Below are 14448 nucleotides of genomic sequence, written 5' to 3'. Positions count from 1 at the left end.
CGCCCATGCCCCGTATGTCCAAAGCCGACCGTATTGCCCGTCAGGGGATGATCCGATTCCTGCAGCAGGAAACGCTGGAAAACAGCGATCTGTCGCTGGAGCTGCGCGACAAGGTGCCATTAGCCTGGCACACGCTGGAACATGATCTGGATGTGGAAGAACCCAAGACAAAGATCACTTTGCGGCTGGATGACAGCGTCGCGAAATTCTATCGCGCGATGGGGCCGGGATATCAGGCGCGGATCAGTCGCATATTGGCGCTATGGGCCAATATGAAAATCGGTGAGGCTTTGCGGGTGGAAGAGGCGGTCTATGCGCGAATGAAAACGCTCAATGACAAGGATGATGCACGGCGCGCGGAAGGCAAACCAGCGATTGGGTTCGGATCTGGGGTGGCGTAGCCGTCAGTCGGCGATGCGCGCAGGCTTGGCTGCGCTGAACGAGATACGGGCCACGGCGATGGCAAGCGCGATCGTCATGAATCCGGTGCCGAAATAGACGGTGACCGCCTGACCCAGGTTCAGGCCGATGAGCAGGTGAAAGATCAGCGTCGTCATCAGCGCCGCGATACTTCCCAACATCATTGCAACTACAGCCATTTGTCCGTCCTTCATCTTCGCTTGATTTCATCTAGCTGCCAGAAGGTGGCAAAAATGAGGGGAATTTGCGCAGATTTCGCGCAGATATGATGAACGGCTGTTCATCTGACGTCGGGTCATGCCACGAATCGCAGGATTGTCCTGTGCTGGTGAACAATTGCGATAGCAGGCATCCCCTGGTGTCCGGTTGACCGGGCCTTAACCAATTTCCGGCGCAATGGCCCCATGTCGTGTTATCGCAGACCCAAGGTGACGGGTGCCACCGTCTTTTTTACCGTTGCCCTTGTCCGAAAGGGCAGCACGCTTTTGGTGGATGAGGTGGGCCGTTTGCGTCAGTCGGTCAAACAGACGCTGCAGGACCACCCCGTGAACGTCGATGCCTGGGTGGTTTTGCCGGATCATATGCTTGCGATCTGGACGCTGCCGGCAGGAGATCGCGCGTATGGCATGCGGTGGGGCGCGATAAAATCCCGGTTTTCGCGATCCTTGAAGGCAGAGGTGGGGTGGAACCCCACCTCGCATCTACCGCACGAATTTCTTGTGCTTCATCCGTTTGGGTTCCAGCGCGTCGGCGCCGAGCCTGCGTTTCTTGTCTTCTTCGTAATCGGTGAACGCGCCCTGGAACCATTCCACATGGGCATCCCCTTCGAAGGCGAGGATATGGGTGCAGATCCGGTCGAGGAAAAACCGGTCGTGGCTGATCACCACTGCGCAGCCCGCAAAACTGACCAGCGCGTCTTCGAGCGCGCGCAGCGTTTCGACGTCCAGATCGTTCGTCGGTTCGTCGAGGAGGAGGACGTTGCCGCCGGATTTCAGCAGCTTCGCCATGTGGACACGGTTACGTTCACCACCTGACAGCAGCCCGACTTTCTTCTGCTGGTCGCCGCCTTTGAAGTTGAAGGCGGAGCAGTAGGCGCGCGAGTTCATCTGCGCGTCGCCAAGCGGGATGATTTCCGCGCCGCCGGTGATTTCTTCCCATACGGTGGCGTCCGGGTTCAGCGCATCGCGTGACTGATCCACATAGGACAGTTTGACGGTATCGCCGTATTCTACGGTGCCTTCGTCCGGTTCGGCCTGACCCGTGAGCATGGAAAACAGCGTGGATTTGCCCGCGCCGTTTGGCCCGATCACGCCGACGATGCCGCCGGGGGGCAGGTCAAAGGACAGGTTTTCGATCAGGAGCTTGTCGCCCATGTGTTTCTTTATCCCGTCGACTTCGATCACCTTGGAGCCCAGCCGGGGGCCATTGGGGATGATGATCTGGGCGCGGCCCATTTTTTCGCGCTCGGACTGGTTGGCGAGCTCGTTGTAGGACGCGATCCGGGCCTTGGATTTGGCCTGCCGCGCCTTGGCGCCCTGCCGCATCCATTCCAGTTCGCGGGCGAGGGTCCGCTGTTTGGATTTGTCATCCTTCGCTTCGCGTTCCAGACGCTTTGCCTTGGCTTCGAGCCAGCTTGAATAGTTGCCTTCGTGGGGGATGCCCGACCCGCGGTCGAGTTCGAGGATCCAGCCGGTGATCGCATCTAGGAAATACCGGTCGTGGGTGACGATCAGGATCGTGCCCTTGTATTCGATCAGGTGTTGCTGCAGCCAGGCGATGGTTTCCGCGTCAAGGTGGTTGGTCGGTTCGTCGAGCAGCAGCATGTCAGGCGCATCGAGCAGCAGTTTGCAAAGCGCGACCCGGCGTTTTTCACCGCCTGACAGGGTGGTCACATCGGCGTCGTCGGGGGGGCAGCGCAGCGCCTCCATGCTGATGTCGATTTGAGCGTCGAGGTCCCAGAGGTTTTGGCTGTCGATCTCATCTTGAAGCTGGGCCATTTCGTCGGCGGTTTCTTCGGAATAGTTCATGGCGACTTCGTTATAGCGATCCAGGATCGCCTTTTTGTCGGCCACACCCAGCATGACGTTTTCACGGACGGTCAGGTTCGGGTCGAGTTCGGGTTCCTGTGGCAGGTAGCCGACGCGCGCGCCTTCGGCGGCCCAAGCCTCACCCTGGAAATCCTTGTCTTGCCCCGCCATGATCCGCATCAGAGTGGATTTACCTGTGCCGTTCACGCCCACGACCCCAATCTTGACCCCTGGCAAAAAGTTCAGCCGGATGTTTTCGAACACCTTCTTGCCGCCGGGATAGGTTTTGGACACGCCATCCATGAAATAGACGAATTGATTGCTGGCCATTGGGGACGCTCCGCGAGTGGTTCAATTGGCCTTTAGATAGCGGGGGGCGTCGTCAGGGGCAATCGCAGAAGCGGTGTAGTGGTCAAGCCACTGCAGGATGGCGTCGGAGGGCAGGGGTTTGGTGACCAAAAAGCCCTGAATGTTGGTGCAGCCCAGTTCGCGCAGGCGCTCTGCCTGTGCTTCGGTTTCGACCCCTTCAGTGACCATGCGCAGGTCGAGTTCGTTGCACAGCCCGACCAGCGTTTTATAGACAACTTCCATGGTCTGGTCTGTCAGGATACTCATCCCGATGGATTTGTCGAACTTGACGCCCTTGATGGCAAGTTTGGCGAGTTGGGCAATCCCCGCATTGCCGCTGCCGAAATCATCCAGCACGGTGAAGATGCCGGCGTCATTCAGATCTGCCACGATTTGGGTGAATGGTGTGGCACCGCCCTGGTTTTCGAACACGACGGTTTCAAGCACTTCGACGATGACATCATCGGGGGTCAGGTCCCGAAAGGCGAGCCCGGACAGAAGTTTCTGGCAGAAGTCGGTATGCGACAGGACCTCGGGCGAGGTGTTGAAGCTGACCAGCACGTCGGCATGACCGGCAGCATTCAGGCGGGTTTTCATATCAAGGGCGGCGTTCATGGCCAGAAAGTCGAGATCGGCCATCAGGCCAAGCGATTGCGCCAGCGGCAGCAATATGTCCGGCGACATCAAGCCTTCGGTCGGATGCTCCCACCGAACCAGGGTTTCAAGCCCGCGCACAACACCCGGCTGCGGGGCCACAACAGGGTGAAAGTGGAATGTCAGCGCCTTGTCGCGGATCGCCTGAACCAGCGCCGTCTCGCGCGCGGCGGCTTGTGTATAGCGGCGGTGAAGCTCAGCATTATAGGTCGCCACACGCCCACGCCCTGTCCGTTTGACATCATAAAGTGCAAAGTCGGATTGGATCAGCATGTCATTGGCGGATTTGATCGTGTCGTTTGACAGGGCCGCGCCGATACTGGCACCGAAGTTCAGCGTGCTGTTCTGCCACGGGATTGGCTTGGTCACCGCTTTGATCAGGGCCTTCCCGACATTTCTAAGGTCTGTCAGGGTCTGCAGGCCGGTGCACACCACCACAAATTCATCCCCGCCCATGCGCGCAACCAGATCAGTGTCACGGGTTTCCGCCCGCAACCGTTCCGCCGTTGCGACAAGAACCGCATCGCCCGCAGGATGGCCATAGGTGTCGTTGATCTGCTTGAATTTATCGAGGTCGATATGCAGCAACCCGATCTTGCTATCGGTGTCCTGCGCGGTCGTGAGAGCGGCCTCGACGAACCGGGACAGCTCTGCCCGGTTGGCAGCGCCCGTCAGATCATCATGTGCCGCGATATAGGCCAGTTCCCGGCTTGCCGCCTCAAGCGCCTGTTCCTTTTCGATATTAGTGGTGACATCCCTGCAGACCAGAACGGCATATTGCTGGTTCTGATCTGTCGTGTGAAAGGACACGCTGATCTGGTTCCAGAACAACTCCCCATTTTTGCGAACATTGCGATAGAGTTGCAGTCCGCTTTTTTCGTATGCCTCACGCACAAAGCGGAAGTTGCGCACGAATTCGGCGTCCGGAGTTTCTTCGGGCGGCAACGCAAAGCTGAGAGGGTTGCGTCCAAGCATCTCATGCGCCTGGTATCCCATGATCCGGCAATAGGCAGGGTTCATCCACAGAATGATCCCGTTCATGCTCATGATCAACATCCCGTCGCTGGTATGGTCGATGGCGATGACCGGATAAAACCGTTCCAGGTCAGTCGGGCCGCCGTCAGTCACCGGTGCGGTCACAACAGGCCATTTCATCCGTTTCCCGATCAGCCAAGCCAGACCGACGAAGCCAGTTGCCATACCAATGGCTGCAATGATGGACATCCAGGTGATCATTCGGGGTTTTCTGTCGTTCAGGCGGTCAATGGCTAGCATCCGGGGCATGTAAAAAGCGTTAAGCCGTGGCTTCTTTCGCCGCGCGACAGAAGCGCTAATCAGTCTTGGATCAACAACTTAAGATAGTTTTTCATGCAATAAAACATGTCTAAAAGTTGCAAAAGTGGTGAATAACAGCGCTGTTTCCGGTCTGGGAGTGTAAGATCAAACGACTGCCTGTGATGAAAATGCAGGCGTTCTGATCTGCAAAACCATAAATGCCTTGTAACTTGGACTGGAATACCGCCGTTTGGAAAGTTTTTTCGCCATACCTGTTGCATTGGCGTATGATGACCCCAGACCGGTCGGCAGAAACCGGTGCTTTGGTCGGCTTTGTCCGACACACGACCCGAAACAGCAACAGGGACTAAACAATGTCAAAGACAACTTATGTCGTCGGGCTCGACGGCTCTGATGCGGGCGAAAGGGCGCTGGCCTTTGCCAAGGAACGGGCGAAAGCCGCAGGGGACTGCACGATCGTGCTGTGTTACGTGATCGAATGGTCGCCCTTCTCCTTCCAGACCCCGGAGGAAAACGAACAACGCCACAAGCGTCGTGAAGAAGAAATCAGCATGGCCCATAACAGGGTTTTGGACCCCGCTGTAAAGACCACAACCGACGAAGGGTTCACCGTGGTTGGCGTGGTCAAGCATGGTGACGTGGCTGAAATACTGGACAATCTGGCCAAAGAGCATGGTGCCGCACAGATCATCGTGGGTCGTGTCGGTGCACGTGGCCTGAAAGAACGGGTTTTTGGTGGTGTGACAGGCCGGTTGGTCGCTTCGGCGTCGATCCCTGTGACAATCATTCCGTGAGGGGAAAGACAATGAAAAGATTTACGCTTGCGGCCCTGATGGCCGCCTTGTCACCTGTCGCGGCTGCCGCGCAGGAGGCATCAATCGATGACCGCATCAACGAGGTGTTCGCCGGTTCGACCGGCTGGTTCGTCAATCTGATCTTCATGAACCTGCCGGGGACCGATTTCCCGTGGATCGTGATGTGGCTCGTGATTGGTGCATCGGTGTTCACCATCTATTTTGGCCTGATCCAGTTGCGTGCCTTTGGTCATGCCATATCGCTGGTGAAGGGTGACTATTCCGACCCGAACGATGCGGGTGAGGTCAGCCACTTTCAGGCCCTCGCCACAGCTTTGTCAGGCACAGTGGGCCTGGGGAATATCGCTGGTGTTGCCGTGGCTGTCGGGATCGGCGGGCCGGGTGCCACGTTCTGGATGATCCTGGCGGGTCTGCTGGGGATGGCGTCGAAATTCACCGAATGTACGCTGGGTGTGAAATACCGCAACGAATACCCTGATGGCACCGTTTCGGGTGGCCCGATGTACTATATGACCAAGGGGTTCAAGGAACGCGGCCTACCGGGTGGTGGTATCCTGGCCATCCTGTTTTCGATCTTCTGTATCCTGGGTGCGCTGGGCGGGGGCAACATGTTCCAGGCCAATCAGGCACATGCGCAGATTTCGGGGATCACGGGTGATTATCCGGGATGGATCACCGGCCTTGTCTTTGCAGTGATTGTGTTTCTGGTGATCGTCGGCGGGATCAAATCCATTGCCCGCGTCACCGAAAAAGTCGTGCCGTTCATGGGCATCATGTATGTCGTCGTGGCGCTGATCATTCTGTTGGTGAACTATGACAAGATCGGCTGGGCGTTCGGCCAGATCTTTGCCGGGGCCTTTACCGGGCTGGGTGTTGCTGGCGGCTTTGTCGGTGCATTGATCCAGGGCTTCAAGCGGGCGGCGTTTTCGAACGAGGCTGGCGTGGGTTCTGCGGCCATCGCACACTCTGCCGTGCGCACCAAAGAGCCGATCACCGAAGGCGTCGTTTCCCTGTTGGAGCCTTTCATCGACACTGTGGTGATCTGTACGATGACCGCGCTGGTCATCACGATTTCCGGTGTGCTGGTCTTTGACGAGGCGGCGGGCATCTATGTGCTGAACGAGGCGGGCACATCGATCCAGACGGCTGATGGTTCGTCCGGCGTGCAGTTGACATCGGCGGCCTTTGCCACCGGGTTCAGCTGGTTTCCTTACGTTCTGGCGATTGCGGTGATCCTGTTCGCCTTCTCGACCATGATCAGTTGGTCCTATTACGGCCTGAAGGCCTGGACCTATCTGTTCGGGGAAGGGAGTGCGAAGGAGATCGTTTTCAAGGTGATCTTCTGTGTCTTCATCATAATCGGCGCTGCAGCAGATTTGACTGAGGTCATCAACTTCTCTGACGCGATGATCTTTGCGATGGCGGTGGTGAACATCACGGCGCTCTACTTCCTGATGCCGATCGTGAAGCGCGAAATGAACAGCTATTTCGGTCGCCTGAAGTCGGGCGAGATCGTCAAGCACAAGCATTAGGCAAGCTGTTTGACAAGAAAGGCGCGCCCAGGATACGGCGCGCCTTTTTCAATCCCTATATATAAAAAGCCGCACGGGAATGGAGAACCCGCACGGCTTTCTCAGAGGCTGACGGCCTATAGGCCGAGCTTGGACGCCTCTGAATACATGCCGACCACCTTGTTCATATCCGTTGTCATGTGGTTGGCGCCGTTGAACATGATGCCGCGTGTTTCGTCGTCGAGCGTTTCACCGGCGAGCACACGGGTGACGATGGGTTTCAATCCGTTCCAGTCATCCATCACCACATCCAGCCCTTCCTGGATTTCGGCATTCGGCGGGGCCTTGACGCCCGCATCAGGCATGCCGTTTTGCAAGGCAATCAGCGCGTTTTCGAAAAGCTGTGCCGTGCTCGCCAGCTCTGACATGGCGGTGTCAACGTTCACGCCAGCAGCGATCAGGCAGACGTTCTTGGACATGCGCTGCGACAGCATCCGTTGCCGCCCGGCGATGTCGATCACAAGCGCGTCGGCCTGCAGGAGGGCGACGGGGTTGGAGTATTCCTCCGATATCGTGCTGACCAGAAGCTTGGCGATGTCGAGCACCGGCACGCTTTGATCGGCGATGGTCGTTACGGCCTCCGCCGAGTTCTCGCCGTTATGGATCGCATCAGCGGTCGCAAACATCGGGTCCCAGTTTTCGCGCAGTTTGCGCAGGCCGACAAGCGTCTTGCGCCGCTCTTCAGCGCCGACGATCCCGAGGCTTTCGTCGCCGAATTCAAGGGCGTTCACGATCTGCTGGAATTCGGCGGAGGCCGTATCCAGCATGGCGCCGCTGCTGTCGGGGGTGATCCCTTCAGCGTAGTTGCAGGCGGCAGCCGGGATGCGTTGGCTGAGCATGCGCAGTTTGCCCGAAAAATCGATACGTTGGCTGGCCCCTATATCTTCGAGGAATTGCGCCTGCTGGAGCTGTTCTGCGGTCAGTTCCTGGGCGGTGCCGGGGGTGATCACGGCGACGCCGATCGCCAGCGTAACGGCCATGGCTTTACGGCCAACTGATCTTGCCCGTGCGGGTGTTTTTCTGTTTCGATGTTGTTTCATCTCAATGTCCTTGGTGCTTGCAATGCGAGGGCTGTGCGATGCGGCTGGTGCCGTCGCTGACCAAAACACTGCTGGGCGGAAAGTCCGGATGCGGTTTGCATCCTCTGCAATGAGGTCCGGGTGCCGCACGCGGCACCCGGTGCCTGGTCAGCCGTTGGCAGACTGGATCCAGACCTCAACCCGCCGGTTGATACGCTGTCCGGTTTCGGACGTGTTGCAGGCGGATGGTGCAATTTCGCCATAACCTGTAGCCGCCATTTCGATGCCTGTCAGGCGATCACCGGCGAAGTCCTGCATCGCCTCAAGCACCTGATTTGCCCGGCCAATCGACAGTTCGCGGTTGCTGTCGAAGGCACCGACACTGTCGGTAAAGCCCACGAACAACACCTTTGTCCCTTCCGGTTCATCTTCCAGATAGTCGGCCAGACGTTCAAGGTTCAGCAAGCCACGTGGGTCAAGCTTGGACGACCCGGTGCGGAACCGGAAAGTGGACGTCAGGCGATCATAATTCACCATCTCGGACAGCATCCCGCGCATGATCCCGCCTTCATAATCGTCGACATTCGGATCAAGCAATTGGGCGGCCCGCTGGCCATCCAGCGGCTGTGCCTGACGGTCAATGCCCAGATCGATAAAGCCGGCCTTGGCGATGACCTCATCAGCCTCGTCCGAAATCACGTAGTCCAGAAAATCGGCTGTCGCCTGATCCGTGGTGTCCTCGCGATTATAGAGATACAGGAAACGCTGCAGCGCGTATTCTTCCGTCCGTGCCGAGAAGGGCGTGGGTTCCATCGTCAAGCCGCATTCGTTGATCAGCGTCATGGCCTTTGCGCCGCGCTGGAACGCATACCCGACATAGCCGATGGCATTCGGATCGGCGTTGACCTGTGCCGCCATATCGTTGTTGTCAACGGCGACAGATTTGTTTCCCGGCGTCGATGGGACATCATCGCCGAACAACCGATCTTCGAACACCCCGCGCGTACCAGAGCCTTCGCTACGGCCAATCAGCAAAATCGGTCCATCATTGCCCCCGACCTCTGACCAATTGGTGATTTCACCTGCATAGATGCCGCGCAGTTGATCGGTGCTCAGTGTATCAACCGGGTTGTCGGGATGGGTGATAACGACAAGGCTGTCGACCGCGATGATATGCTCATTGGCAGGGCTGATCATGTTGCCAGCGCCATCATCGCGCAGGGCGCGTGCCTCATCAGGGCGGATGCGGCGGGATGCCATGCCAATCTGTGCCGACTGATCAAGCAGTTTGCGGAACGCATCACTGGAGCCAGTGGAGTTCACCAAATAGGATCCAAGAGGGTCACCAAAGCCCTCATCACCGACTAGCTCGGCAATGATTTCACCCTCTGTTCCGGTTGATGTGACCGTCGCCTCGGCCTCAAGAAACGCCGCATAGCCGGACATCAGAAGCGGCATCACACCCAAACCCACAGTGTCCGAACCGGCAATGATCACATCGGCGTCGACTTCGCTGAAATCAGGGCAGGCGTCGCCTTCGCAGCGGACGCGAGATGCCGAAATCCGCAGATCACCAAGGCCGGTGCGGATCACATAGTTGTTGTCGGTGAATTCGATGAACTCGCCCACAAGGTTCACCGTACCGTCGGCAGATTTCAACGTTACTTCTGCCGCGTTCACTGCTGCTGGGGCCATCATGGCCGCGCAGAGCGCGAACCCCGACACCATATTGCGTGTTTTTCCAGGGACTTTAAAAGTCATACTTTTCTCCATTTACTCACTCGTTCTGCATACAGGCCAGACACTTAACTACTCGTCACTGTAAGCACTTTTTGGTTTTGTCTGCGCCAATACCGTGCGTGCTGCGTCACAATCTGTCGTTGATTTGTGCACAAAATGAGGCGCAGGGGTAGAAAATTGTATCTACTAAAGGACATGCTTAATAGGCATGCGTTAATTGTTTGATTTTCCGATTGAGCGTTGGTCACGTCCTTGTTTTCCGCAATCAGATTGACCTAACGGCAGATGGTCCGATAAAAATTACCTAGTGCCATGTTGTGTAAGCGTATGAAATAAATGCAAAAATAGAGCTCAAATTCGTTGACGGCGGGTTTTCGCGAATACCGGCGCGATGGGCTGAATTAGGATTGACAGGCTGACTGTCTGGTAAAAGTTACATCAGTTTAATTGTGTCAAAATTGCATCCAAATGAACATAGGTCACCCGGCGGCGCATTAGATTATTGGCATTGCGTCGAATCGAAAATTCACGGGGCTGAAACACAAACAGGCCCCGCATATTGGGGGCCTGTCCGTTGGTTTTCGTCATGTTTTACTGCGGGATTTCGCCAGTCAGCCCTTCGACGTAGAAGCTCATGCCCGCCAAGGTGCCGTCATCGGCAACCTCGCCTTCGGCTAGCCATGCCGATCCGTCCTGCTTGTTCAGCGGGCCGGTGAACGGGTGATATTCACCCGACCGCATCGCTTCGATCATGGCCTCGGCGCTGGCTTTCACTTCGGCGGGCACGGCATCGGTGATTTCACCGATTTCGACCATGCCGGGGGCGATGCCATCCCATGTGTCCGTGCTTTCCCAGGTGCCATCAATCACGGCCTGGGTGCGAGCAATATAGTAAGGCGCCCAGTTGTCGATGATGGACGACACGCGCGGGAAGGGCCCGAACTCAGCCATGTCGGAGGCCTGCCCAAAGGTGACAACATTGCCGGCCTGCTGTGCAGCCGCCTGCGGCGCTGTCGAATCCGTGTGCTGCAGGATCACGTCAGCGCCCTGTTCGATCAGCACGGTTGCGGCTTCAGCCTCTTTCGCGGGGTCGAACCATGTGTAGGCCCAGACGATCTTGAATTCGACGTCAGGGTTCACTTCTTTCGCGTGGATATAGGCCGCGTTGATGCCCCGGATCACCTCTGGGATGGGGAAGGAGGCAATATAGCCGATGATGTTGCTTTCGGTCATATGCCCGGCGATGTGGCCCTGTACCGCGCGCCCTTCATAGAACCGGGCGGAATAGGTCGATACGTTGTCGGCGCGTTTGTAGCCGGTCGCGTGTTCGAATTTCACATCGGGGAATTTTTCGGCGACGTTGATCGTCTGGTCCATATACCCAAAGGAGGTGGTAAAGATCAGGTCGGCCCCTTGCAGCGCCATCTGGGTCATGACCCGTTCCGCATCGGCCCCTTCTGGCACGCTTTCGACAAAGACGGTTTCAACCGCATCCCCAAAATGTTCTTCGACTGCAAGCCGCCCCTGATCGTGTTCATAGGTCCAGCCGCCGTCGCCCACTGGCCCGACATAAACGAACCCGACCGTGGTCGGTTCGTGCCCGTCGGCCATGGCACCGGAAGCAAGGCCAAGCGCCAATGTGGCCCCGGCCAGAAGTCTCGTGATTGTCATACTCATCCCCTTGTTGGTGGTTTGGCAGCGCCCCTAGCGTGAGGCATGGAAAGATTGGCCCAGTGACCCCGGCGCCCGTCCTGCGCGCATAATAACAAGAACGGCGATGGTGGCCAGATAGGGCGTCATGGAAAGATATTCGACCGGGACGGCGACGCCCGCGGCTTGCAGATTAAGCTGCAACACCGTGACCCCGCCGAACAAATAGGCACCGATCAGAAGCCGGCCGGGTCGCCAGCTGGCAAAGACGACGATAGCAAGGGCGATCCAGCCAGCACCGGCCGTCATTCCTTCGGTCCATTGCGGCACGCGGACCAGGCTGAGGTAAGCGCCCCCCAGCCCCGCGCATGCCCCGCCAAACATGATGGCCAGCAGCCGCACCCGGATCACGTGATAGCCAAGCGCATGGGCGGCCTCGTGGTTTTCGCCGACCGCCCGCAGGATCAGCCCGGCGCGGGCGTATTTGAGGAACGCCCATGTCGCCGCCACAAGGATCAGCCCGACATAGACCATCGGATCATGTTGAAAGATGATCGGCCCAATCACCGGGATGTCGCCCAGCAGGGGGATGTGCCAGTCGGGGAATTCCGGTGCCTTGATCCCGATATAGCCTTGCCCCATCAGCGCCGACAGCCCAAGCCCGAACAGGGTCAGGGCCAGCCCGGTCGCCACCTGATTGGACAGCAGAAACTGGGTTAGCGCGCCGAAGACCAGCGACAGGATCGCGCCCCCGACGGCTGCTCCGATAAAGCCAAGCCAGGGTGACCCGGTGCCGACCGCCACGATAAACCCGCAGACCGCACCGGTGATCATCATCCCCTCAACCCCGAGGTTCAGGACACCCGCGCGTTCCACGACCAGTTCACCGATGGCGGCAAGCAGGATCGGGGTTGCGGCCACCATCAACGAGGCGAGCAGGAGGATGGGGTTGATTGCGGAAAGGTCCATTCAGATCAGCCCATGTATCCAGAAGTGAACGAGGCCCGCAGAAAGGGTTGCACCCATCAGCATCAGTCCGAGATGGCGTAGTGAGGGGCGATGCAAACGGTCAAGCCATGTCCGCGCGCGCGGTGACAGGCGGGTCGCGAACAGCGCGCCTGCGATGAGTGCCGCGGCCAGTGCCGCATGCACACCGATGAAAGCGGCCAATGCGGTCCCGGACAGCGAACTGTCCCCGGTCAACTGCCCGTGCAGCATCCAGAGCATCATCAGCCCCATCAGGGCACCCATTGCCAGTGGCTTTGTTGCCGTCATCATGCGCTTTGCCCTTTACTGCTTTGTGCACCGCATCCGGGCAACATGCCTGCGGCGAAAAACTGGTTTGGCTTGCTTCCGGAGAAGGTCATGAGAGCACCATGTTCAGGACCGACTGCGGCAACAAAAGCTCGGCCAGACATCCCAGGACGAGCCCCGCGATCAGCCCGTAGCGCCCGACCAGTGCAGGCCAGGATTGGCCGGGTGACGTCTGGCGATTAGCGGCGGGCCGCACGCCTGAACCGCCGAACAGCCAGTTGGTGAACGTCGTGTCCAGTTTGTCGAGTAAGAGGACCCCGAACCAGAAGATAACACCCAACACGACCATGATGACCGCGAGCCACAGTGATCCACCGACAGCAAGCGTGATCAGACCGCCCAGAACGAGACCCAGCAGCAGCCCGATCACCGGTTTGGTGATCGCATTCACCCAATCTTCAAAACTTGCCCGGTCATAGCTCATGCCACTTGCCTCCGCCCAAACCGCACCCGGTAATTCGTCAACACATCCACAGCCAGCAGGAAGAACAGCAGCATCCCCTGCATCAACTGGATCGCGGCAAGGGGCAGCCCAAGGTTGGATTGCGCGATTTCGCCGCCGATATAGGTCAGCGCCATCAGGCCGCCCGCCAGCAATATGCCGACCGGGTGCAGCCGCCCGAGGAAGGCCACGATGATGGCCGTGAACCCGTAACCCACGTTGAAATCAATGCTGATCTGGCCTGCGGGGCCCGCGACCTCGAACAGGCCCGCAAGCCCCGCCAGCGCACCTGATAGCCCCATGCAGACCAGGATCAGCGCCGCGGGGTTTACGCCAGCGAATTTGGCAGCGCGGGGGCTTTGGCCTGCCAGCCGCACGTGAAAGCCAAAGACATGCCGCGATAGCGCGATATAGGCAAAGATGACGGCAATCAGGGCCGCGACAACGCCCCAATGCATTCCCGACCCCTGGATGATTTCAAGGTTCGCAGCCGAAGGATATTGCGACAGGTTCCGGCTACCGGGAAAGCCCATGCCGTCGGGGTTGCGTAGCGTTCCCAGCGCCATGGAGGCGAGCAATTGTTCGGCCACATAGACCAGCATGAGGGAGACAAGAATTTCATTCGTCCCGAATTTCACCCGCAGAAACCCCGGAATGATCGCCCAGAGCATGCCACCCAAAGCGCCCGCGACGATCATCAGGGGGAAGATAATCAAGGACTCGGTGGGATAGAAGGCCAACCCCACCGCCGCCCCGCAAATTGCGCCGACGATATACTGCCCCTCTGCCCCGATATTCCAGATGCCCGCCCGGAAGCCAAAGGACAGGCCGATCGCGATCAGGACAAGGGGCGCGCCCTTGATCAGGAGTTGCGGGCGGTAGAACCATGCAAATTCGGAAAACAGCGGATCCAGAAAGATCGTGCGGATCGTCTCGAACGGGTTCTTGCCGAGGGCCGCAAACAGCAGCCCGCCACAGATCATCGTCAGAATAACGGCGAGGAGCGGGGTCGCAAAGGTCCAGACGCGCGATGGCTGTGGGCGTTTTTCGAGGGCGATCATGGGGCGGGACCTCGCAATACTGTTCCGCCCGGCTGATAGGCCGGGCAGCCCCCGACCCTCCCCACGGGAGGGGGCTTCACCCCCACCCAGG

The 14448-nt window shown here is 58.4% G+C and carries 13 protein-coding genes; 3 read left to right on the top strand and 10 right to left on the bottom strand.

What is annotated here, in order from left to right; all coding sequences use genetic code 11:
- The first annotated feature begins 5 nt into the window (after window positions 1–5).
- Window positions 6–401, top strand: a complete 396-nt coding sequence (locus tag ACFWW4_RS00165; protein ID WP_411889007.1) for a BrnA antitoxin family protein — start codon at window positions 6–8, stop codon at window positions 399–401.
- A 3-nt stretch (window positions 402–404) separates the two neighbouring features.
- Here the strand turns inward: ACFWW4_RS00165 and ACFWW4_RS00160 are convergent, their stop codons facing one another.
- The 3 genes from ACFWW4_RS00160 to ACFWW4_RS00150 form a co-directional block, all read right to left on the bottom strand.
- Window positions 405–599, bottom strand: coding sequence for a hypothetical protein (locus ACFWW4_RS00160; protein ID WP_393927547.1), 195 nt, complete (start codon window positions 597–599; stop codon window positions 405–407).
- Window positions 600–1121: 522 nt separating this feature from the next.
- The gene (ettA, locus tag ACFWW4_RS00155) at window positions 1122–2777 is read right to left on the bottom strand and encodes an energy-dependent translational throttle protein EttA (protein WP_411889006.1); all 1656 of its coding nucleotides are present in this window, start codon (window positions 2775–2777) and stop codon (window positions 1122–1124) included.
- A 21-nt stretch (window positions 2778–2798) separates the two neighbouring features.
- Window positions 2799–4673: a putative bifunctional diguanylate cyclase/phosphodiesterase gene (locus tag ACFWW4_RS00150; protein WP_411889005.1), complete on the bottom strand. Its 1875-nt coding sequence runs from the start codon at window positions 4671–4673 to the stop codon at window positions 2799–2801.
- Window positions 4674–5098: 425 nt separating this feature from the next.
- Between ACFWW4_RS00150 and ACFWW4_RS00145 the strand changes: the two genes are divergently transcribed.
- Together ACFWW4_RS00145 and ACFWW4_RS00140 are read left to right on the top strand one after the other, a co-directional pair.
- Window positions 5099–5539, top strand: coding sequence for a universal stress protein (locus ACFWW4_RS00145; protein WP_411889004.1), 441 nt, complete (start codon window positions 5099–5101; stop codon window positions 5537–5539).
- A gap of 11 nt (window positions 5540–5550) precedes the next feature.
- Entirely contained in the window at window positions 5551–7092 is a 1542-nt protein-coding gene (locus ACFWW4_RS00140; RefSeq protein ID WP_411889003.1) for an alanine/glycine:cation symporter family protein, read from the top strand.
- 116 nt (window positions 7093–7208) lie between these two features.
- Here ACFWW4_RS00140 and ACFWW4_RS00135 read toward each other — a convergent pair whose 3' ends face one another.
- The 7 genes from ACFWW4_RS00135 to ACFWW4_RS00105 all read right to left on the bottom strand — a co-directional run bounded on the left by ACFWW4_RS00135 (window position 7209) and on the right by ACFWW4_RS00105 (window position 14357).
- Window positions 7209–8171 (bottom strand): type IV pili methyl-accepting chemotaxis transducer N-terminal domain-containing protein, encoded by a 963-nt coding sequence (locus ACFWW4_RS00135; protein ID WP_411889002.1) that lies wholly within the window; start codon window positions 8169–8171, stop codon window positions 7209–7211.
- Between the two features lie 147 nt (window positions 8172–8318).
- Entirely contained in the window at window positions 8319–9911 is a 1593-nt protein-coding gene (locus ACFWW4_RS00130; RefSeq protein ID WP_411889001.1) for a substrate-binding domain-containing protein, read from the bottom strand.
- A 570-nt stretch (window positions 9912–10481) separates the two neighbouring features.
- Window positions 10482–11561: a BMP family ABC transporter substrate-binding protein gene (locus tag ACFWW4_RS00125; RefSeq protein WP_393927553.1), complete on the bottom strand. Its 1080-nt coding sequence runs from the start codon at window positions 11559–11561 to the stop codon at window positions 10482–10484.
- A 33-nt stretch (window positions 11562–11594) separates the two neighbouring features.
- On the bottom strand, window positions 11595–12509 hold the full coding sequence (locus ACFWW4_RS00120; protein ID WP_411889000.1) for an ABC transporter permease: 915 nt from the start codon (window positions 12507–12509) through the stop codon (window positions 11595–11597).
- Window positions 12510–12818 (bottom strand): hypothetical protein, encoded by a 309-nt coding sequence (locus tag ACFWW4_RS00115; RefSeq protein ID WP_411888999.1) that lies wholly within the window; start codon window positions 12816–12818, stop codon window positions 12510–12512.
- 85 nt (window positions 12819–12903) lie between these two features.
- Window positions 12904–13278 carry a hypothetical protein gene (locus tag ACFWW4_RS00110; protein WP_411888998.1) on the bottom strand — a complete coding sequence of 125 codons (375 nt, stop codon included), beginning with the start codon at window positions 13276–13278 and terminating at the stop codon, window positions 12904–12906.
- A complete protein-coding gene (locus ACFWW4_RS00105) occupies window positions 13275–14357 on the bottom strand; it encodes an ABC transporter permease (RefSeq protein ID WP_411888997.1) in 1083 nt (360 codons plus the stop codon). Before ACFWW4_RS00105 ends, ACFWW4_RS00110 begins: the two co-directional genes overlap by 4 nt.
- Window positions 14358–14448 lie beyond the last annotated feature (91 nt).

Source organism: Yoonia sp. SDW83-1 (genome assembly GCF_046762885.1).
GTDB lineage: Bacteria > Pseudomonadota > Alphaproteobacteria > Rhodobacterales > Rhodobacteraceae > Yoonia.
The sequence above is the reverse complement of the archived record's forward strand: the minus strand, read 5'-3'. Positions and strand labels throughout refer to the sequence as shown.

What these genes read in the sequence shown, in the direction of transcription:
- ACFWW4_RS00130 (WP_411889001.1), bottom strand. Translation starts at nt 9,911, where the DNA reads ATGACTTTTAAAGTCCCTGGAAAAACACGCAATATGGTGTCGGGGTTC.
- ACFWW4_RS00105 (WP_411888997.1), bottom strand. Translation starts at nt 14,357, where the DNA reads ATGATCGCCCTCGAAAAACGCCCACAGCCATCGCGCGTCTGGACCTTT.
- ACFWW4_RS00120 (WP_411889000.1), bottom strand. Translation starts at nt 12,509, where the DNA reads ATGGACCTTTCCGCAATCAACCCCATCCTCCTGCTCGCCTCGTTGATG.
- ACFWW4_RS00135 (WP_411889002.1), bottom strand. Translation starts at nt 8,171, where the DNA reads ATGAAACAACATCGAAACAGAAAAACACCCGCACGGGCAAGATCAGTT.
- ACFWW4_RS00145 (WP_411889004.1), top strand. Translation starts at nt 5,099, where the DNA reads ATGTCAAAGACAACTTATGTCGTCGGGCTCGACGGCTCTGATGCGGGC.
- ACFWW4_RS00160 (WP_393927547.1), bottom strand. Translation starts at nt 599, where the DNA reads ATGGCTGTAGTTGCAATGATGTTGGGAAGTATCGCGGCGCTGATGACG.
- ACFWW4_RS00140 (WP_411889003.1), top strand. Translation starts at nt 5,551, where the DNA reads ATGAAAAGATTTACGCTTGCGGCCCTGATGGCCGCCTTGTCACCTGTC.
- ACFWW4_RS00165 (WP_411889007.1), top strand. Translation starts at nt 6, where the DNA reads ATGCCCCGTATGTCCAAAGCCGACCGTATTGCCCGTCAGGGGATGATC.
- ACFWW4_RS00110 (WP_411888998.1), bottom strand. Translation starts at nt 13,278, where the DNA reads ATGAGCTATGACCGGGCAAGTTTTGAAGATTGGGTGAATGCGATCACC.
- ACFWW4_RS00150 (WP_411889005.1), bottom strand. Translation starts at nt 4,673, where the DNA reads ATGTCCATCATTGCAGCCATTGGTATGGCAACTGGCTTCGTCGGTCTG.
- ACFWW4_RS00115 (WP_411888999.1), bottom strand. Translation starts at nt 12,818, where the DNA reads ATGATGACGGCAACAAAGCCACTGGCAATGGGTGCCCTGATGGGGCTG.
- ettA (WP_411889006.1), bottom strand. Translation starts at nt 2,777, where the DNA reads ATGGCCAGCAATCAATTCGTCTATTTCATGGATGGCGTGTCCAAAACC.
- ACFWW4_RS00125 (WP_393927553.1), bottom strand. Translation starts at nt 11,561, where the DNA reads ATGACAATCACGAGACTTCTGGCCGGGGCCACATTGGCGCTTGGCCTT.